Annotated in this window: 2 protein-coding genes; both read left to right on the top strand. The window is 63.4% G+C overall.

Features of this window, described 5'->3' with window-relative positions; all coding sequences use genetic code 11:
- Positions 1-52: 52 nt before the first annotated feature.
- The gene (locus tag DJ564_RS22440) at positions 53-11,020 is read left to right on the top strand and encodes a non-ribosomal peptide synthetase (protein ID WP_109633424.1); all 10,968 of its coding nucleotides are present in this window, start codon (positions 53-55) and stop codon (positions 11,018-11,020) included.
- Positions 11,020-22,785, top strand: coding sequence for a non-ribosomal peptide synthase/polyketide synthase (locus tag DJ564_RS22435; RefSeq protein WP_109633422.1), 11,766 nt, complete (start codon positions 11,020-11,022; stop codon positions 22,783-22,785). The genes DJ564_RS22440 and DJ564_RS22435 overlap by 1 nt, the downstream gene beginning before the upstream one ends.
- Positions 22,786-22,908 lie beyond the last annotated feature (123 nt).

Raw genomic sequence — 22,908 nt, 5'->3', positions numbered from 1 at the left:
TATAGGGACGACGTGCCTTTGTGCTTCCCGCCACTGATCCGGATGCTTAGAAATGAATGCTGAAGACTCCTTGAAACTTGCTCGCCGGTTTATCGGGTTGCCCCTGGAAAAGCGCCAGATGTTCCTTGCGGCCTTGCAAAAGGAAGGCGTTGATTTCGCCCGGTTTCCCATTCCTGCCGGTGTCGAAGCCGAAGACCGCCAGGCGCTGTCGTACGCCCAGCAACGCATGTGGTTTCTCTGGCAGCTCGACCCGCAAAGCGGCGCCTATAACCTGCCCGGCGCGGTGCGTCTGACCGGGCGGTTGAACCTGCCGGCGCTGGAGCAAGCCTTCGCCAGCCTGGTGGCGCGTCACGAAACCCTGCGCACGGTGTTCCAGCGCCAGGCCGACGACACCTTGCTGCAAGTGCCGGCCAGCGCGCCGTTGGTCATCGATCAGGTGGATTTCAGCGCGCTATCGGCCGCTGAGCGCGAAGTGGCAGTCGCTCAAGCGGCCGAGCAGCAATCAGTGTTGCCGTTTGATCTGTCCGTCGGCCCGCTGCTACGCGTCACCTTGCTCAAGCTCGCCGACGAAGAACACGTCCTGCTGCTGACCCTGCACCACATCGTTTCCGACGGCTGGTCGATGAACGTGCTGATCGACGAATTCATCCGCTGCTACGACGCCTTCGAGGCCGGCACGCAACCGCAACTCGCGGCGTTGCCGATCCAGTACAGCGACTACGCCTTGTGGCAGCGCCGCTGGCTGGAGGCGGGCGAACAGGCGCTCCAGCTCGATTACTGGCAGGCGCAACTGGGCGACGAGCACCCGGTGCTGGAACTGCCCACCGATCACCCGCGCCCGGCGATGCCTAGCTATCGCGGCACCCGTTACGAATTCGCGGTGGATGCGCAACTGGCCGAGCAACTGCGGGCCACGGCGCAGAAACACAACATCACCCTGTTCATGCTGTTGCTCGGCGCCTTCAATGCGCTGCTGCATCGCTACACCGGGCAGACCGACATCCGCGTCGGCGTGCCGATTGCCAACCGCAACCGCGCCGAAATCGAAGGCTTGATCGGCTTCTTCGTCAACACCCAGGTGTTGCGCACGAAGCTCGACGGCCAGACCCGCGTCGACGAGTTGCTGCGCGCCATCAAGGAAACCGCCCTCGGTGCCCAGGCCCATCAGGATTTGCCGTTCGAGCGTCTGGTCGAAGCGCTGAAACTGGAACGCAGCCTCAGCCACACGCCGCTGTTCCAGGTGATGTACAACCACCAGCCGCAGGTCGCGGACATTTCCACGGTCAGCACGGCGTCCGGCCTGGCGCTGGGCGTGATTGAGTGGGAAGGGCGCACCACGCAGTTCGACCTGACCCTCGATACTTACGAAAAAGGTGGCAAGCTGCACGCCGCGCTGACCTACGCTAACGACCTGTTCGACGCCGCGACCATCGCGCGGATGGCGCAGCACTGGACGCATCTGTTGCAGGGCATGGTCAGCGATTCGCAGCAGCGCATCAGCGATTTGCCGCTGCTGGAAAGCGGCGAGTACCAGCGCATCGTGCATGACTGGAATCGCGCCGACGAAAGCTTCCCGCAGGACCTGTGCATTCATCAACTGATCAGCCAGCAAGTCACGGCTAGCCCGGACGCGTTGGCGGTGACTTTTGCCACCCAGCAACTGACCTACGCCGAACTCGACGGTCAGGCTAATCGCCTGGCCCACAAGTTGATCGAGCTGGGTGTCGGTGCGGAAGTCCGGGTCGGCGTGGCCATGCAGCGCTCCGACAACTTGCTGGTCGCATTGCTCGCCGTGCTCAAGGCCGGTGGCGCCTACGTGCCGCTGGACCCGGATTATCCGGCCGAACGCGTTGCCTACATGCTCGAAGACAGCCGCGCCCTGGTGCTGCTGACCGAGCAATCGGTCGCCGCGACCTTGACCGTGGCAGCCGAAACGCAAGTGCTGCTCATGGACGACATGACGTGGGCCGCTTACCCAACCAGCGCGCCGGTCACCCGCGTCGCGCCGGACAATCTGGCCTACGTGATCTACACCTCCGGTTCGACCGGCAAACCCAAAGGCGTGGCCATCGCCCATCGCAACGTGCTGGCGCTGATCGACTGGTCGAAATCGGTCTACAGCCGCGAAGACATCCAGGGTGTGCTGGCCTCGACCTCGGTGTGCTTCGACCTGTCGGTGTGGGAGTTGTTTGTGACCCTGGCCAACGGCGGCTCGGTGATCATCGCCCGCAATGCCCTGGAATTGCCGCAACTACCGGCCCGGGATCAGGTGCGCCTGATCAACACCGTGCCGTCGGCAATCGCTGCCTTGCAGCGCGACGGGCAGATCCCGCCGAGCGTGCGCATCATCAACCTGGCCGGCGAGCCGCTGAAGCAAAGCCTTGTGGAGGCGCTGTATCAGCAACCGACCGTCGAGCACGTCTACGATTTGTATGGGCCGTCGGAAGACACCACCTATTCCACCTGGACTCGCCGTGAGGCCGGTGGCCGCGCGAACATCGGCCGACCGCTCAAGCACACCGCCAGCTATGTGCTGGATGCCGACCTGCAACCGGTGCCCCAAGGCGTGTCCGCCGAGCTGTACCTGTCGGGCGCAGGCATCACCCGCGGTTACCTTGCACGCCCGGGCATGACCGCCGAGAAGTACGTGCCGAACCCTTTCGCCAGCAACGGCGAACGCCTGTACCGCACCGGCGACCTGACCCGTTATCAGGCCGACGGCTCGCTGCAATACGTCGGGCGCATCGACCATCAGGTCAAGGTCCGTGGCTTCCGTATCGAGCTGGGTGAAATCGAAGCGCGGCTGTTGCAGCAAGCGCCCGTGCGCGAATTGGCGGTGTTGGCGCAGGACGGCGTCAACGGGCAGCAACTGGTGGCGTACATCGTGCCGAGCGATCCGGCGTTGATGGACGACGCCGATGCGCAAGCGACTCTGCGTGAATCCCTGAAAGCCGCACTGCGTCAGCATCTGCCGGACTACATGGTCCCTGCGTTCCTGCTGTTCCTCGCGCAGTTGCCACTGACCCCCAACGGCAAACTCGACCGCAAGGCCTTGCCGGCAATCGATGGCTCGCAACAACAGCGCGAACACGTCGCGCCGCGCACGGCGATGGAAAAAGCCCTCGCCGCGATCTGGCAGGATGTGCTGGCCATCGACAACGTCGGTCTGGAAGACAACTTCTTCGAACTGGGCGGCGACTCCATCGTCTCGATGCAAGTGGTCAGCCGCGCGCGTCAGGCCGGGATCGTGTTGAGCCCCAAGGATTTGTTCCAGCACCAGACCATCCGCAGCCTGGCCCAGGCGGCTCGCAGCGGCGAGCAATCGTTGATCGATCAAGGCCCGGCGGTGGGCGCGGTGGCGCTGGCGTCGGTGCAACAGTGGTTCTTTGAGCAAGTCATCCCCGAGCGTCAGCACTGGAACCAGTCGTTGCTGCTGGTGCCGCGCGAGGCGTTGAACGTCGAAGCGCTGGATCGCGCGTTAGAGCAATTGCTGACCCATCACGACAGCCTGCGCCTGCGTTATGAACAGACTGCCGAAGGTTGGCAGCAAGCCTATGCCGCGCCGACCACCGAGTCGGTCTTGTGGCAGCGTCAGGTGCAATCGGTCGAAGAACTCAACGCCCTGTGCGACGAAGCCCAGCGCAGTCTCGATTTGCAAAATGGCCCGCTGATGCGTGCGCTGCTGGTGACGATGGCCGACGCAACTCAGCGTTTGCTGCTGGTCATTCATCACTTGGCGGTGGACGGTGTTTCCTGGCGCGTGCTGCTGGAAGATCTTCAGCAGTTCTACAGCGGCGGTAATGTGTCGCTGGCGAAAACCAGCACCTATCAGCGCTGGGTCGCTCGCTTGCAGGATCATCTGCCAGTCTTTGAAAACAGCCTCGGACACTGGCAGACCCAACTGAAAAACGCGCCGAGCGATCTGCCATGCGACCGCCCGAACGGCGCGCTGCAAAACCGCTTCGAGCACAAACTCGAGATCAAACTCGACGCCGAACAAACCCGCAAACTGCTGCAACACGCCCCAGCGGCATATCGCACCCAGGTCAACGACTTGCTGCTGACCGCGCTGGCACGGGCGGTGTGCCGCTGGAGCGGGCAGGGCAGCACGCTGATTCAGCTCGAAGGCCATGGCCGCGAAGACCTGTTCGACGACATCGACCTGACCCGCACCGTCGGCTGGTTCACCAGCCTGTTCCCGGTCAATCTGATGCCATCGAGTGAGCTCGGCGCGTCGATCAAAACCATCAAGGAACAACTGCGCGCGGTGCCGGACAAAGGCCTCGGTTACGGCGCGCTGCGTTACCTCGGCTCCCCGGCGATCCGCGCCGAACTGGCTGCGTTGCCGCAACCGCGCATCACCTTCAACTATCTGGGGCAGTTCGACCGTCAGTTCGACGACGCGGCGATGTTTGTGCCGTCCACCGAAGGCAATGGCGTGGCGCAGGACCCATCGGCGCCGTTGGGCAACTGGCTGACGGTCGAAGGCCAGGTCTATGGCGGTGAGTTGTCGCTGAGCTGGGGCTTCAGCCGTGAGATGTTTGATGCCGCGACCATTCAGCGTGTGGCTGATGATTACGCGCAAGAACTCAATGCGCTGATCGAGCATTGCTGCGCGGTTGAGGCAACCCAAGCGACGCCGTCGGACTTCCCGCTGGCGCGCATCAGTCAGACGCAACTCGACGAATTGCCAGTCGCGACGCTTGAAGACTTATATCCACTGTCGCCGATGCAGCAGGGCATGCTGTTCCACACCCTCTACGAACCCGAGGTCGGCGCCTACATCAGTCAGTTGCGCCTGGACATTCAGGGCCTCGATCCGCAGCGATTCACTCAGGCTTGGCAAACCGCGCTGGAGCGTCATGACATTCTGCGCAGCAGCTTTCACTGGCTGGGCCTCGACACCGCGCACCAGGCGATTGTCCGCAACGTCGCGTTGCCGCTTGAAGTGCTTGAAGCAACCGACACCGATGCGCTGGCCGACGCCGAGCGCGCCGAAGGTTTTGAACTGGGCACCGCGCCGCTGTTCCGCTTGAAGCTTGTCCGCACGGGCGCCAATGACTGGCACCTGATCTACACCAGCCACCACATTTTGATGGACGGCTGGAGCAACGCGCAGTTGCTCGCCGAAGTCATCCAGCACTACGCCGCCGGGCCATCGCTGCCGGTACCGACCGGGCAATACCGCGATTATCTGGGCTGGTTACAGCAGCAATCGGCCGCCGCGGGTGAGCAGTTCTGGAAAGCTGCACTGGCACCGCTCGAAGCGCCGACCTTGCTGGCCGAAGCTTTGCGCCCGCCGGTTAGTGTCGAAGGCAGTGAGGAATGCCGCGTAGCACTCGACAGCCGCGCGACACAGCGTCTGGCCGAGTTCGCCCGTCAGCAGAAAGTCACCCTCAACACCGTGCTGCAAGCGGCGTGGAGCCTGTTGCTGCATCGCTACACCGGCCAGGATTGCGTGGTGTTTGGCGCCACCGTGGCCGGGCGTTCGGCGCCGCTGCCAGGCATCGAACAGCAGCTCGGCTTGTTCATCAACACACTGCCGCTGGTCTGCGCGATCAAGCCGGATCAAACCGTCAGCCAATGGCTCGGCGAGCTGCAAGGGCTGAACCTGGCCATGCGCGAATTCGAGCATGTGCCGCTTTACGACATTCAGGGGTGGGCGGGGCAGCAGGGCTCGGCGCTGTTCGACAGCCTGCTGGTGTTCGAGAACTTCCCGGTGGCCGAAGCGTTGAAACAGGGCGCGCCGGCCGGGTTGTCGTTCGGCAACCTGCACAATCACGAGCGCACGCATTACCCGCTGACCCTGGGCATCGAACTGGGCGAAGGCTTGAGCCTGGACTTCAGCTACGACGCGGCGCGGTTCAGTGCGGCTCAGGTCGCTGAGTTGTCGGCCAATTTGCAGCATCTGTTGGCGCAATTGGTTTCGCAGCCGGACGCTGCACTGGGCGCGCTGGAACTGCTCGATCTCGACGGCAAAAACGCGCTGCTCGCGATCAGCCAACCGCCGCCGATCGGGTTATCCACAACACTTCTGGTCCACGAGCAAATCGCCGCTCAGGCCGCCGCGACCCCGGACGCTCTGGCGTTGCAGGTTGACGGCCAGCCCCTGAGCTACGCGCAATTGAACACCCAGGCCAACCGTCTGGCCCATCGTCTGATTGAAAACGGTGCCGGTCCGGGCAAACGCGTCGGTCTGGCGCTGCACCGTGGTCCGCAATTGATTGTCAGCCTGTTGGCTGTGCTGAAAAGTGGCGCTGCGTACGTGCCGCTCGATCCGAAATACCCGAACGAACGCCTGGCCTACATGATCGGCGACAGCCGTCTCGACGTGCTGCTGTGCGAATCCGGCCTGCTGGAAGATGTACGAGGCGTGCCACGTCTGACCCTCGACGACAACGCCGGCTACCCGGAAAGCGATCCGCACAACCACGCGGTTGCTGAAGACCTGGCCTACATCATCTACACCTCCGGCTCCACCGGCCAACCCAAAGGCGTGGCCATCGCCCACGCCGCGTTGCGCGAGTTCTGCCAGGGCGCCGCCGACTATTCGCTGCTGTCGGCGTCGGACCGCGTGTTGCAGTTCGCGACCTTCAGCTTCGACGGGTTCGTCGAGCAATGCTTCCCGGCGCTGTGCGTCGGCGCGGCGTTGATCATGCGCGGTGATGAGGTGTGGGACGCCGGTCGTCTCGCCGCCGAAATCGTCCAGCACGGCGTGACCGTGGCGGACTTGCCGGCTGCTTACTGGCATTTGCTGGCCCGCGAATGCGCGAGCGACGTGGTCAGCAATCTCGGTGCTTTGCGCCAGGTCCACGTCGGCGGCGAAGCGATGTCGGTCGAAGGTCTGCGCTTTTGGCATCAGGCCGGATTAAGCCATGTGCGATTGCTCAACACCTACGGCCCGACCGAGGCGACCGTGGTGTCCAGCGTGCATGAATGCCGTCTCGAAGACGCCAGCGACGCGTTTGGCATTCCGATTGGTCGCGCCATCGCCGGTCGTGCGCTGTATGTGCTGGACGCGGCGGGTCAATTGTTGCCAAGCGGCGGCGTCGGCGAACTGTGCATCGGCGCGCCGGCCTGCCTCGCTCAAAGCTATTTCGACCGTCCAGCGCTGACCGCTGAACGTTTCCTGCCAGACCCGTTTGCCCGTGAGCCGGGCGCGCGTCTGTACCGCAGCGGCGATCTGGCGCGCTACAACGCTGAAGGACATCTGGAATACGTCGGCCGCATCGACCATCAAGTCAAGATCCGCGGTTTCCGCATTGAAATGGGTGAAATCGAAGCCTGCCTGCAAGCCCGTGAAGACGTGCGTGAAGCGGCGGTCATCGCTCAGGACGGTTCGCAACTGGTGGCGTACATCGTGGCCAACGGCACGGTGGCTTCGGAGACGGAGTATCTGGAAGGCCTCAAAGCCGTCTTGCGTCAATCGTTGCCGGAATACATGGTGCCGAATCACCTGATCCTGCTGGCGAAACTGCCGCTCAACAACAACGGCAAACTGGATCGTCGGGCCTTGCCGCGTGCCGAGGCTCGCGATGGCCTACGTGATTTCGTCGTCCCGGCCGAAGGGCTGGAAACGCAACTGGCGCTGATCTGGCAGGACGTGTTGCAGGTCGGGCAAGTCGGCCGCGACGACAACTTCTTCGAGTTGGGCGGGCACTCGTTGCTGGTGCTGCAAGTGATCTCTCGCGTGCGTCAGCAGTTGCAGCTCGAACTGTCGGTGAGCAGCCTGTTCTCCGCCGCGAACCTGGCGGAATTTGCAGGGCGGGCTGCACTGGCCAATTCCAGCGGGCAACCTTTGCTGCAACACGCTGCGGTCGATCAGCCGCCGATCCTCTCTTACGCTCAACAGCGCCAATGGATTCTCTGGCAGTTGGACCCGCAGAGCCCGGCCTACAACATCCCTGCCGCGCTGCACCTCAAGGGCCCGCTGAACCGCGACGCCTTGCGTGAAGCCTTCACACAGTTGCAGGTCCGTCACCAGACCCTGCGCACCACCTTCGAACAGGATGGCCTGCAGGCGCGTCCGGTGCTGCATGACACTCTGACGCTGCAACTGGAACAGCGCACGCTCGATCAGTCGTCGGTCGATGCCGCCGTGGCCGAAGAAATCGCCCGTCCATTCGACTTGCGCAACGGTCCGCTGTGGCGCGTGTTGCTGCTGCAAGTGAACACCGACGAACACGTCCTGGTGCTGACCGTGCACCACATCGCCGCCGATGGCTGGTCGATGCAGGTCATGGTCGATGAGTTCAGTGCGTTGTATCAGGCGGCCGCTTGCGGTCGCGCCGCCGGTTTGGCTGACCTGCCGGTGAACTACAGCGACTACGCCCGTTGGCAGCGTGACTGGCTGGAAGCAGGCGAGGGCGCACGCCAACTGACCTGGTGGCGCGAGCAACTGGCGGGCAACCAAACGCCGCTTGAATTGCCGAGTGAACTGACCCGTCCAGCCCGTCGCACCGAGCGCGGTGCCAGCCTGATGCTCAACGTGGATCGCGACCTGCTCGCCGGTTTGCGTCAACGCGCCCAGGAACAGCAAGTGACCTTGTTCATGCTGTTACTGGCGAGTTTCCAGACCTTACTGCATCGCCAGAGCGGGCAGTCGAGCATCAGCGTAGGTGTGCCGAGCGCCGGTCGTTCGCGTCTCGAAACGGAGGGCCTGATCGGCTTCTTCATCAACACCCAAGTGCTGCGAGCCGAGATCGACGGGCAGCAGCCATTCAGCACCTTGCTGCAACAGGTCAAGCAAACTGCATTGGGGGCTCAGGCGCATCAGGACTTGCCGTTCGAGCAGTTGGTCGACGCCTTGCAACCGGATCGCAGCCTCAATCACAGCCCATTGTTCCAGGTGCTCTACAACCATCAGCAGCAGTTGGGTGCCAGCGTTGAGCGCACGGTTGCTGACTTGAACGTCGAACGTCTGCACTGGCAGCAACACACCACACAATTCGATCTGGTGCTGGACACTCAGGAGCAGGGCGAAGCACTCGATGCCAGCCTGACTTACGCCACGGACCTTTACGACGAGGCATCGATGCAGCGCCTCGCCGAGCAGTGGTTGAGCCTGCTGCGCGCGGTGGTCAGCGATCCGCAGCAACGGGTTGCCGAACTGCCACTGATTGACGGGTCGCAGCAAGAGGCCTTGGTGCAGCACTGGAACCCTGCGTTCCTGGCACAACCGACGTCGCCGACCTTGCACCAGTTGTTCGAAGCGCAAGCCGCACAACGGCCGAACGCCATCGCACTGACTTACGAAGGCGAGCAACTGACCTACGCCGCGCTCAACGCCCAGGCCAACCGACTGGCGCGCACACTGCGCGAGCTGGGTGTCGGCCCCGAAGTGCGCGTCGGCATCGCCACCGAGCGGGCCATGCCGCTGGTGATCGGCTTGCTGGCGATTCTCAAGGCCGGCGGCGCCTACGTGCCGCTCGATCCGCAATACCCGGCCGAGCGCCTGAGCTACATGATCGAAGACAGCGGCATCACGCTGTTGCTGACTCAGCAACACTTGATCGACGGTCTGCCGGTTCTCGACGGTCTGCAGGTGCTGAGTCTGGAATCGTTGCAACTGGACGCGTTCAGCGACGATAACCTGTCGGCACTGGCGACGCCGGATAACCTCGCCTACGTGATCTACACCTCCGGCTCCACCGGTCGGCCGAAGGGCGCATTGCTCAGCCATGGCAACGTCGGGCGTCTGCTCACGGCCACCGCTGGCGAGTTCAACTTCGGCCCGGACGATGTCTGGACGCTGTTCCATTCCTACGCGTTCGATTTCTCGGTGTGGGAGCTGTTCGGTTCGCTGTGCACCGGCGGGCGTCTGGTGATCGTGCCGTATTACATCAGCCGAGAGCCGCAAGAGTTCCATCGCTTGCTCTGTGATGAAGGCGTGACGGTGTTAAACCAGACCCCGACCGCGTTCCGCCAATTGCTGCCGATTGCCTGCGCCAGCCCACGAAGCATGGCGCTGCGTCAGGTGATTTTCGGCGGCGAAGCCCTCGAAGTCGCAAGCCTGCGTCCCTGGTTCGAACGCTTCGGCGACCAACAGCCAACCCTGGTCAACATGTACGGCATCACCGAAACCACGGTGCACGTGACCTATCGCGCCATCCGCCTCGCCGACCTCGACGCCAAGGCCCAGAGCCCGATCGGCCTGCCGATCCGCGACCTGCGCTGGTACTTGCTCGACAGCCAGTTGCAACCTGTGCCGGTGGGTGTGGCGGGCGAGCTGTACATCGCTGGCGCCGGTCTGGCGCGGGGTTATCACGGCCGTTTCGGCCTGACCGCTGAGCGTTTTGTGCCGAGCCCGTTCGAGGCCTCGCAGCGGCTCTATCGCAGCGGCGACCTGGCGCGTCAGCGTGCCGACGGCAGCATCGATTACCTCGGCCGCATCGACCAGCAAGTGAAGGTCCGTGGCTTCCGTATCGAACTGGGTGAAATCGAAGCCGCGTTGCTGGCTCAACCGGGCGTGCGCCAAGCGGTGTTGAGTGTGCATGCAGGCGAAAGCGGGCCGCAACTTTGCGCCTACGTCGTAGCCGAGCAGACCCCGACTGCCCCGATCGCTTGGCGCGACAACCTGCGCGCCGCGCTCAAGGTCGATCTGCCGGATTACATGGTGCCGAGCCACTGGCTACTGCTCGATGCCTTGCCACTGACGGGCAACGGCAAGCTCGACCGCAAGGCCTTGCCAGTGCCTGACGCTCAGGAATGGCAACGTCCATTCGAAGCCCCTGAGGGCGACCTCGAACAGCAACTGGCCGCGATCTGGGCCGACGTGCTGGGCGTGGCGCAGATCGGCCGACGCGACAACTTCTTTGAATTGGGCGGGCATTCGCTGCTCGCCGCCCAGGCCAGCGCCCGCGTGGAACTGGAACTGGGCATCGAGCTGCCGCTGCGCGCGCTGTTCGAGTCCACCGACCTTCAGGCTTATGCCGCCATGGCCGGGCAACACGCCCCGGCTGACAACGATGCACGTCTTGATGCGCTTGAGTCGCTTCTCGACGAGATGGAGATCAACTGATGGAACACACCACTGCCCAGCGTATCGCCAGCCGCTTCGCCGGACTGCCTGCCGAAAAGCGCCGCGAATTTTTGGCCCGCATGCAAGAGCAGGGCGTGAGCTTCGGCCAGCTGCCGATTCCGCCTGCCGCCGAGCCGCACACCACCTTCGAACTGTCGTATGCGCAACAGCGCCAATGGTTCCTCTGGCAGCTTGATCCGCACAGCTCGGCGTACAACATTCCGGCCGCGTTGCGTTTGCACGGGCCGCTGAATGTCGCGGCGTTGCAACAGAGTTTCGACGTGCTGCTGGAGCGGCATCAGAGCTTGCGCAGCCGTTTCGTCGAGGATGACGGGAAGGTGCTGCAGACGCTGGCCGAGTTCACCTCGCTGCCCATCGAGCAGATCGACCTGCGTGCCGAACCTCAGGATCAGCACTTCGATCTGGCGATGAACAGCGTCGAACAGGAAATCGCCCGGCCGTTTGATCTGCAGCACGGTCCGTTGTTGCGGGTCACTTTGTTGCAACTCGACACCGAAGACCACGTGCTGTTGCTGACCCTGCACCACATCGTCACCGATGGCTGGTCGATGGGTGTGCTGGTGGAAGAGTTTTCCCGGCTCTACGCCGCGCATTGCCAAGGCCAGAACGCTGCGCTGGAGGCATTGCCGATCCAGTATTCCGACTACGCAATGTGGCAACGCCGCTGGATGGAAGCGGGGGAGCTGGAGCGTCAACTCAACTGGTGGCGGGAAACCCTGAGCAGCGAACAACCGCTGCTCGAATTGCCGACTGACCGTCCGCGTCCGGCGCAACCGAGCCAGCGCGGTGCGCGTCTGGATTTCGCCCTCGATGCGACCTTGGCCAGCGGTCTGATGAGCCTGGCCAAACAGCGCGGCGTCACGCCGTTCATGCTGTTGCTGGCAAGTTTCCAGGCGCTGCTTTATCGCTACAGCGGCCAGTCCGATCTGCGAGTCGGGGTGCCGATTGCCAACCGTAATCGTGCGGAAACCCGTGGCCTGATCGGCTTCTTCGTCAACACCCAGGTGATGCGTGCCGAACTCGACGGACGTCTGTCATTCAGCCAATTGCTCGACCAGACCCGCGCCGCGTCGCTGGATGCCCAGGATTATCAGGATTTGCCGTTCGAGCGACTGGTGCAGGCGCTGCAAGGTGAACGGAGCCTGAGCCATAGCCCGCTGTTCCAGGTGATGTTCAACCACCAGCAAGCCAAACCGGCGGCGGTCAGCGGCTTGCTCGCCGGCCTGCGCGTCGAAGCCCTGAACGCCACGGCGCACACCACGCAGTTCGATCTGCAACTGGACACTCAGGAGGAGGGCGACAAGCTGTTCGCCAGCCTGACCTATGCCGCCGATTTGTTCGACGCCGAGCGCATCGAGCACCTTGCGCGGCACTGGCGCAACCTGCTGGCCGGGGTGTTGGCGAACCCGCAATGCCCGCTCGCCGAGTTGCCGTTGCTGGAGGCCGACGAGCGTCTGCGCATCCTCGACGACCTCAATGACACCGCCCGGGCCTATCCGGGCGAAGTCTGCGTGCAGCGGCATTTCGAGGAGCGCGTGGTTGAAAACGGTGAAGCAACGGCGCTGGTGTTCCAGGGCCAAAGCCTGAGTTACTCCGAACTGAACCTGCGCGCCAACCGCCTGGCCCATCACTTGCGCGCCCAGGGCGTCGGCCCGGAAGTGATCGTGGGGATTGCCTGCGACCGTTCGTTTGAAATGGTCGTCGGCCTGCTGGCGATTCTCAAGGCGGGCGGCGCGTATGTGCCGCTGGACCCGGAATACCCGCTTGATCGCCTGAGCTACATGATCGAAGACAGCGGCATTTCGCTGCTGCTGACCCAGGAACATCTGCTGGCACAACTGCCGACCCCGGACAACGTGCGCACCTTGTGCCTGCACGCCGACGCCGATTGGCTGAGCGATCTACCGGGCACCGATCTGCCGAACCTGGCCATCGCAGAAAACCTTGCGTATGTGATTTACACCTCCGGTTCCACCGGCAAACCGAAAGGCGCGGGCAACCGCCATGTGGCGCTGCATAACCGTCTGGAGTGGATGCAGCAAGCCTACCAATTGCTGCCGAGCGACCGCGTGCTGCAAAAGACGCCGTTCAGTTTTGACGTGTCGGTGTGGGAGTTTTTCTGGCCGCTGATGAAGGGCGCCACGTTGGTGATCGCCGCACCGGGCGAACATCGCGATCCGCAACGCCTGGCCGCGTTGATCGTCGAGCAGGCGATCACCACGCTGCACTTCGTGCCGTCGATGCTCTCGGCGTTCATCAGTGCCGACGAGGCGCTGGCCTGCACGTCGCTGCAACGGATCATTTGCAGCGGTGAAGCGCTGCCAATGGAACTGCAACGCCAGACCTTGCGCAGCCTGCCGCAAGCGAATCTCTACAACCTGTATGGCCCGACCGAAGCGGCCATCGACGTGACCCACTGGACCTGCGTCGAAGAGGGGCGCGACAGCGTGCCGATCGGCCGTCCGATCACCAACCTGCGCACCTGCATCCTCGACAGCGAACTGCAACCCTTGCCGCTGGGAGCGGTGGGTGAGTTGTATTTGGGCGGCGTCGGCCTGGCGCGCGGTTACCACCGTCGTGGCGCGCTGACCGCCGAGCGGTTCGTGGTCGATCCGTTCGGCAGTGGCGAGCGGCTGTACCGCACTGGTGACCTGGCGCGTTATCGCGCTGACGGCGCCATCGACTATTGCGGACGAATCGACCATCAAGTGAAGATTCGCGGTTTGCGCATCGAACTGGGTGAAATCGAAGCGCGCCTGCAAGAACATGCTGACGTACAGGAAGCCGTGGTGCTGGCCCTCGATGGCCCGAGCGGCAAGCAATTGGTCGCATACATCGTGCCGCAGGACCGAGGGTTGGTCGGCGCCGATGCCGAGCAACAAGGTGCATGGCGTGAAACCCTGAAAAGCCATCTGCTGGCGAGCCTGCCGGATTACATGGTGCCGGCGCAGACCGTGCTGATCGAGCAAATGCCTTTGAGCCCCAACGGCAAACTCGACCGCAAACGCCTGCCGGTGCCGACCGCGCAAGTCAGCCAGCGCGCCTTCGAAGCGCCACGCAGCGAACATGAGCAGGTGCTGGCGCAGATCTGGCAGGACGTGTTGGGCGTGGAGCAGGTCGGGCGTCAGGACAACTTCTTTGAACTGGGCGGCGACTCGATCATTTCGATTCAGGTGGTCAGCCGTGCCCGTCGTGCCGGGCTGAGCCTGCAGCCCCGTGATCTGTTCCAGCAGCAAACTTTGCAAGCACTGGCGGCGGTGGTCAAAGAACAGGCGGCGCCGTTGGCCCAACAAGGGCCGGTTGACGGCGTGCAAACACTCACGCCGATCCAGCGCTGGTTCTTCGACGAGCCGATTCCGCAACGGGCGCACTGGAACCAGGCGGTGTTGCTGACACCGCGCGAAACCCTCGAATTGCCGCGCCTGCAAGCCGCCCTGCAACGCCTGCTCAAGCAACACGATGCGCTGCGTTTGCGCTTCAGTCAGGTCGACGGCCAATGGTCGGCGCGTTATGTCGGTGCCGACAGCGCCGACGTGATCGACATGCTCTGGACCGCTCGCGTTGCCAGTAGTGAGTCGCTGGAATCGGTGTGCGACGAAGCGCAGCGCAGCCTCAGCCTGCAAGACGGTCCGCTGCTGCGCGTAGCGTTGATCGCCCAGGCTGATGGTTCCCAGCGCTTGCTGTTAGTGATCCACCATTTGGCTGTCGACGGTGTGTCCTGGCGGGTGTTGCTGGAAGATTTACAGGCCGCTTACCAAGAGCAAGAGCTGCCACCGAAGACCAGCTCTTTCCAGGCCTGGGCCGACAAGCTCGACGCTTATGCACGCTCCGAAGCCGCTGCCGACGAACTGAACTGGTGGCAAGCGCAACTGAGCGTCGCCAATGATTCGTTGCCAGCCGCCAACGCCCAAGCCAGTCAGGCCGGGCATTTGCGCCAGGGCGTCAGCATCGGCCTCGACCGCGAACAGACCCGCCAGTTGCTGCTACAGGCGCCGGCGATCTACCGCACGCAGGTCAACGACCTGCTGCTGACCGCACTGGCCCGCACCCTCAGCCGCTGGACCGGCGATGCATCGGCGCTGATTCAGCTCGAAGGCCACGGCCGCGAAGAGCTGTTCGACGACATCGACCTGACCCGCACCGTCGGCTGGTTCTCCAGCCTGTTCCCGGTGCGCCTGACGCCAACTGCCGACCTTGCGGGTTCGATCAAGGCGATCAAGCAGCAACTGCGCGAGATTCCCGGCAAAGGCATGGGCTACGGCCTGCTGCGCTACATGGGCGATGCCTCGACCCAAGCGGCGCTGGCCGCGTTGCCGCAAGCGCGCGTCACCTTCAACTACCTTGGGCAGTTCGACCAGAGCTTCGCCGAAGACGCCCTGTTCAAACCGGCCACGGAGTCCAGCGGCGCCGCGCAATCGGCCGACGCACCGTTGCCGAACTGGTTGTCGGTGGACGGTCAGGTGTATGGCGGTGAGCTGAAACTCGACTGGACCTTCAGCCGCGAATGCTTCGACCCGCGTGAAATCGAAGCGCTGGCCGCGGCTTATCAAAGCGAGTTGCTGGCGCTGATCGCCCATTGCCTGAGCGACGGCGCGGGCGGCGTGACCCCGGCGGACTTCCCGTTGGCGCACCTGACCCAGGCGCAACTCGATGGCCTGCCGGTGCCGCCGGCGCAGATCGAGGATCTGTATCCGCTGTCGCCAATGCAGGCCGGTTTGCTGTTCCACAGCTTGTACGAATCCGAGTCCGGCGCTTATGTGAACCAACTCAGCGTCGAAGCCCGTGGCCTCGATACCGAGCTTCTGGGCCGCGCCTGGCAAGCGGTGCTCAACACCCATCCGATCCTGCGCAGCAGCTTCCACTTCCCGGATGGCTTCGAGGCGCCGGTGCAACTGGTCCATCGTCATCTGCAATTGCCGATGACCTGCCTCGACTGGCGCGGCCGCAGCGATCAAACCGAAGCGCTCGCACAACTGATCGACAGCGAACGCCTGCAACTTGATTCGACCCGGGCACCGCTGATGCGCTTGACCCTGGTGCGCCTCGACGATGAGCGTCAGCAACTGATCTACACCCACCATCACCTGTTGCTCGATGGCTGGAGTAATTCCCTGCTGTTGAGCGAAGTCTTGCAGCGTTATGCCGGGCAGGACGTGCAGGCACCGACCGGGCGTTTTGCCGATTACATCGGCTGGCTGCAACGTCAGGATGCCCACGCCGACGAGACCTTCTGGCGCGAGCAACTGGCGACCCTCGACAACCCGACCCTGCTGGCGCAGAGCCTGGCCCATGGCGACAGTAAAAACCTGTCGACGGCGGAATTTGCCGACCATCGGCAGACCTTCGACGTTGCCACCAGCCAGCGCTTCAGCGAGTTTGCCCGTCAGCAAAAAGTCACCCTCAACACCTTGGTGCAAGGGGCCTGGGCACTGCTGTTGCAACGCTACAGCGGTCAACGCAGCGTCGCGTTCGGCGCGACCGTGGCGGGGCGGCCGGTGGATTTGCCAGGTGCCGAAAGTCAGCTCGGCCTGTTCATCAACACCTTGCCGGTGATCAGCAGCCCGGACGCGGTGGAAAGCGTCGGCCAGTGGTTGACCCGCTTGCAGGCACAAAACCTCGAATTGCGTGAGCATGAATTCACCGCGTTGGGTGACATTCAGCGCTGGGCCGGACGTGCCGGCGAGCCGCTGTTTGACAGCCTGCTGGTGTTCGAAAACTTCCCGGTGGCCGAAGCGCTGCAACAGGGTGCGCCGGCCGGTTTGAGCTTCTCGATTCCGCAGAACCACGAACGCACCAACTTCCCGCTGACCCTGGCGGCCACCGCCGAGAGTCAGCTGAGCCTGAACTGGAGCTACCAGTGCGCGCATTTCAGCAGCGAAGCGATTGTTCGCATGAGCGAGCATCTGGCCGCGCTGCTGGCGGCGATGGTTGCCGCGCCACAGGCGGCATTGAGTGAACTGGACCTGCTGACCGCACCTGAGCGCGCGCAACAGTTGGTCGAGTGGAACCCGGCGTTCACGGCAGCGCAAAAGCCGCTCTGCGTGCATCAGTTGATCGAAGCCCAAGCGGACATCCGCCCGGATGCCACTGCACTGATCTTCAACGACCTGGAATTGAGCTTCGACCAACTCAACCGTCGCGCCAACCAGTTGGCCCATCGTCTTCGCGCACTGGGCATCGGCCCGGAAGTCCGGGTTGGCCTGGCCATGCAGCGTTCGCCGGAAATGATCATCGGCTTGCTGGCGATCCTCAAGGCCGGCGGCGCTTACGTGCCACTGGACCCGGCGTACCCGACGGAACGCCTGCGTTACCTGATGGAAGACAGCGGCATTTCGCTGATGATCAGCCAATCATGGCTGCGGGAAAAACTGCCGTTGCCTCAAGGCCTGCCGGTGCTGGAAATCGACCGCGAGCCGCTGGAGTTCATGGCGCAAACCAACCCGGTCAACCTGACTTGCGGCGAAAACCTCGCGTACCTGATTTACACCTCGGGCTCCACCGGCCGGCCGAAAGGCGTCAGCGTGGCCCACGGTCCGCTGGCCATGCATTGCCTGTCGATCGGCGAGTTGTACGGCATGACCCCGGATGATCGCGAGCTGCAATTCGCCTCGATCAGCTTCGACGGCGCCCACGAGCGCTGGCTGACGCCGCTGGTGTTCGGTTCGGCGGTGATGCCGCGCGACGACGAGTTGTGGAGCGTGGAGCGCACCTGCGCCGAGATCGAAAAGCACGGCATCACCATCGCCTGCTTCACCCCGACCTATCTGGGGCAGATCGCCGAATTCATGGGCGAAGCGGGGCGTGACTTGCCAATCCGTTCCTACACCCCGTGCGGTGAAGGCATGGCCAAGCACGCGTTCGATGAAGTCCAGCAGGTGCTGCAACCCAAGCGCCTGATCAACGGCTATGGCCCGACCGAAACGGTGATCACGCCGCTGATCTGGCTGGCCTATCCGGATACCGAGTTCGATTCGGCGTTCATGCCGATTGGCCGGCCGGTGGGCAACCGCAGTGCCTACATTCTGGACGGCGGTTTGCAGCCGTTGCCGGTGGGCGTCGCGGGTGAGTTGTACCTGGGCGGCGAGGGCGTCGCCCGGGGTTATCACCAACGTCCAGACCTGACCGCTGAACGCTTTGTGCCGGATCCGTTCGTGCCGGGCGCGCGTTTGTACCGCAGTGGCGACCTTGCGCGATTCCGTGCCGATGGCGTCGTCGAATACCTCGGCCGTATCGACCAGCAAGTGAAGATTCGCGGCTTCCGTATCGAACTCGGTGAAATCGAAGCCTGCCTGCTGGAGCACGAAGGCGTGCGTGAAGCGTTCGTGATCGACCGCGAAGGCCCGGTGAGCCGCCAGTTGGTCGGTTACGTGGTGCCGCGCGATCCGCTCGCCGATGAGCAGGATTTGCGTGAAGCGCTGACGACTCACTTGCGCAGCCGTTTGCCGGCACACATGCTGCCGGCGCACTTGATGTGCCTGGCCGCGTTGCCGCTGACGCCGAATGGCAAGCTCGATCGCCAAGGCCTGCCAGCACCGCAAGCCACTCGGCAGAACCACGATCACGTGGCCGCTGCAACACCGGCCGAAGCCTTGCTGGTGAAGATCTGGCAGGAACTGCTGGGTCTGGAATCGGTGGGTGTCACCGAGAACTTCTTCGAACTGGGCGGTGACTCGATCATTTCCCTGCAAGCGGTGAGTCGTGCCGGGCAGCGCGGGCTGGTGTTCAGTCCGAAGCAACTGTTTGAACAGCAGACCATTCGGGCACTCGCCGCCGTGGCCGGCAGCCGTGAAGCAACATTGATCGAAGCGGCAAAAGTCGAGGCGTTCTCGCTGGTGCCGCACATCGACATCGCTGCCCGCGAGGGGCTGCAAGACTTGTATCCGCTGTCGCCGATGCAGCAAGGCATGTTGTTCCACTGCCTTGATTCACCGGAGCTCAACCCCTACGTCAACCAGTTGAGCGTGGCGGTGGACGGTTTGCAGGTGCCGCGTTTCCGCGCCGCTTGGCAGACCTTGGTAGAGCGTCATGAAGTGCTGCGCGCTGCATTCCGCTGGCGCGATGGCTTGGCCGATCCGATGCAAGCGGTGTTCGCCGACGTCGAGCTGCCGATCGAAGAACTCGACTGGCGTGATCGCACCGACACCGAACACGCGTTGAGCGAACTGGCGGCTGCGGAACAGGCCAAGGGCTTTGATCTGAGTTGCCCGCCGTTGATGCGTTTCATTCTGGTACGCCTGGGTGATGACCGCTACCAGATGATCTGGATTTACCATCACCTGTTGCTCGACGGCTGGAGCGCTTCGCGTCTGCTGGGCGACATGCTGCGCCTGTATCACAACGACAGCCTGCCGACCCTGACCGGTCGCTACGCCGACTACATCGCCTGGCTGCAACGCCAGGACGGTGCGCAAGCCGAAGGCTTCTGGCGTGAGCGCCTGGCGCTGCTCGAAGAACCGACCATTCTGGCCAAGGCTTCCGGTGCGACAGGTTCCGGCCACGGCGTGATGTACAGCAACCTCGACGCCGAAGCGACGCGCAAATTGCACACCTTCGCCAAGCGTCAGCGCGTAACCCTCAACACGCTGGTGCAAGGCGCGTGGCTGTTGTTGCTGCAACGTCACAGCGGCCAGCGCAGCGTTGCGTTCGGCGCGACGGTGGCGGGGCGTCCGACCGGTTTGGCGGGTGCTCAGGACATGCTCGGCCTGTTCATCAACACTTTGCCGGTGATCCAGACCCTCGATCCGCAGCAGCCGTTGGGCGAATGGCTGCGCGACTTGCAGGATTACAACCTGATGGTCCGCGACTACGAACACACGCCGTTGTCGGACATCCAGCGCTGGGCCGGGCAGGGTGGCCAGGGCTTGTTCGACAGCATCATCGTGTTCGAAAACCATCCGGTGGACCGTGCCTTGAAAGGGGGCGAGGAAGGTGAACTGCGCTTCGCCGAAGTCGGCAGTGGCGGCGTTACCAACTTCCCGATGGACTTGATGGTCAGCGCCAACGAAGAAGGCCTGGAAGTCGAATACCTGTTCCTGCGTGATCGTTTCAGTGAGGTGGAAGTTGAGCGGATCCGTGCGCAGCTGGAAGGATTGTTGCGTGCGTTGCCGGAGGATGCTGCGTGTCTGCTCGGCAACATTGGTTTGCCTGAGGCGCTTATCAGCCTGCCGCACGCTTCTGAAGACGACACCGATTTGCTGCACGCCTTCAATCGGCATGTGCAAACGCAGCCGCAGAAAATCGCTTTGATCTGTGAGGATCGGCAAGTCAGTTATGCCGAGCTTGAGGCGCAGGCCAATGGGCTGGCGCAGCAGTTGATCGGTCGCGGTATCGGCCCGGAAAGCCTGGTGGCGGTGGCGTTGCCGCGCTCCGAACGCACCATCGTGGCGTTCCTTGCGGTGCTCAAGGCGGGGGCGGCTTACCTGCCATTGGACCTGGCGTACCCGGCCGAGCGACTGGCCTACATGTTGAGCGATTCGGCGGCCAGCCTGTTGCTCTGCGATAGCAATCTGGGTGATCGACTGACCTTGGCCGACAGCCCGCCACGCCTGTTGCTGGATCAATTGAGCGTTGCCGACAACGTGGCGTGCCCGGTTTCCCATCCGTTGCCGGGGCACCTGGCGTACCTGATTTACACCTCTGGTTCCACCGGCCAACCGAAAGGCGTAGCAGTGGCGCGGGGGCCGATTGCCCGGCATTGCCGCGGCATCATCGAGCTTTACGAACTGGCACCAAGCAGCCGCGAGTTGCACTTCATGTCGTTCGCTTTCGACGGTGCGCAGGAGCGCTGGCTGAGTGTGATGTTGGCCGGTGGCAGTCTGGTGATCCGCGATGACAGTTTGTGGACCCCGGAACAAACCCTCGAAGTGCTGCATCGTCACGCCGTCACCGTGGCCTGCTTCCCGCCAGCGTACCTGCAACAAATGGCCGAAGTGGCCGAGCGTCTGGGCAATCCGCCAGCGGTCGAGGTGTATTGCTTTGGCGGTGATGCGGTGCCGGAGGCCAGCTTCGAGCAGGTCAAACGCGCCTTGCGTCCGCAGCGTCTGGTCAACGGATATGGCCCGACCGAGACCGTGGTCACACCGCTGCTGTGGCGTGCCGAGGTCAGTGAAACCTGCGACGCGGCGTATGCGCCGATTGGGCGCGGTGTTGCCGGGCGTGGCTTGTATGTGTTGGATGCCGACCTCAATCCGTTGCCGGTCGGTGTCAGTGGCGAACTGTATTTGGGCGGCGAATGCCTGGCGCGCGGTTATCACCAGCGTCCCGGCATGAGCGCCGAGCGGTTCATCCCGGATCCGTTCGAGGCCGGCGGCCGCATGTACCGCACCGGCGACCTGGTGCGCCAGCGCGAGTGCGGGTTGATCGACTACCTGGGGCGTCTCGACCAGCAAGTGAAGATCCGTGGTTTCCGCATCGAACTGGGCGAAATCGAAGCGCGTCTGCGTGAGTGCGCCGGCGTGCAGGATGCTGCCGTGGTGGTGCACGACACGCCGACCGGCAAGCAATTGGTCGGTTACGTGGTGGCGGCCGGGGCGGTCGGGCTGGATCGGCGTTTGAAGTCTGAACTGCAAGCGCAACTGCCGGACTACATGGTGCCGGCACGGATCCTGGTGCTGGAGCGTTTCCCACTGTCGGCCAACGGCAAGCTCGACCGTCGCGCACTGCCTACGCCTGAGTGGACGCTGGGCGGTTATCGTGCGCCGCGCAACGATCTGGAAACGGCGCTGACGGCGATCTGGCAAGAGGTGCTCGGCGTGCCGCAAGTGGGCATCGACGACAACTTCTTCGAGCTGGGCGGCGACTCGTTGCAGGTGCTGAAAGTCATCTCGCGGGTGCGCAGCCAGCCGCAACTGGGCTTTGAATTGAAGCTGCGGGATCTGATGCAGAAGCCGTGCATTGCCGAACTCAGTGGCTATCAGGCGGCCGAGCCGGTTGCAGCGGCGCCGGACCCCTTGCTGGCACTGAATGCGCGGATCCCGAACGTGCCGGCGCTGTTCTGCCTGCACGCCGGTTTCGGCACAGTATTCGACTACGAACCGCTGGCTCGCCGACTGGAAGGCCGGCGCACGGTGTATGGCGTGCAATGCCGCATGTTGCTTGACCCGCACTGGCAGGACGAATCGCTGCTGGCCATGGCCCAAGCCTATGCGGCACGGATTCGCAGTCAGCAGGTCAAGGGACCGTATTACTTGCTGGGTTGGTCGTTGGGCGGTGCGTTGACGCAATTGGTCGCCCATGAACTGGAAACCCAGGGTGAAACCGTGGCGTTTGCCGGGTTGGTCGACAGCTATGTGGCCGGCACCGCGGAAGCGGGGGACTGGCGCGAGGACCTCGGTGATTTCCTGAAGTTTGTGCTCGGTTTGCCAGCGGATGAGGCTCAGGCATTGATCGCGCTGAAAGCCGCTGGACTGGACGAGCGCGAGGGTTCCACCGCCGTCATCGAAGCGGCGTTGCACGGTTCCAATGAACAAGCCGCATTGGGCGCGGGGGAACTCACGCAGATCTTCGCCACCGGCTCACGCCTCAAGCAACTGGCGCTGGCGCATCGGCAACTGCCGGCAATCCAGGCTTCGGCCTATCGCTGGTGGGTGGCCGAGCGCGAGGATGAACGCCGGGTGTTCGAGGCTCAGGTCGGCAGGCATGGCGTTGATCGTTTGTTGGCCGGGGGGCATTACGAGCTGCTGCGCGGTGATGAGTTGCTTGATGAGCTTGAAGACTTGCTGGAGCGCCGTTTGGCTATGGCTTGAATTTGCGGGTGTCAGTGAAGACTGACACTGACCTGTGGCGAGGGAGCTTGCTCCCGCTGGGCTGCGAAGCGGCCCCCCTTATCCCTAATAAGAAGGGGACTGCTGCGCAGTCCAACGGGAGCA

This window comes from Pseudomonas sp. 31-12, assembly GCF_003151075.1.
Taxonomy (GTDB): Bacteria; Pseudomonadota; Gammaproteobacteria; order Pseudomonadales; family Pseudomonadaceae; genus Aquipseudomonas.
Note: the sequence above shows the minus strand (reverse complement) of the source record. Positions and strands in the feature narration are given on the sequence as shown.

What these genes read in the sequence shown, in the direction of transcription:
- DJ564_RS22435 (WP_109633422.1), top strand. Translation starts at nt 11,020, where the DNA reads ATGGAACACACCACTGCCCAGCGTATCGCCAGCCGCTTCGCCGGACTG.
- DJ564_RS22440 (WP_109633424.1), top strand. Translation starts at nt 53, where the DNA reads ATGAATGCTGAAGACTCCTTGAAACTTGCTCGCCGGTTTATCGGGTTG.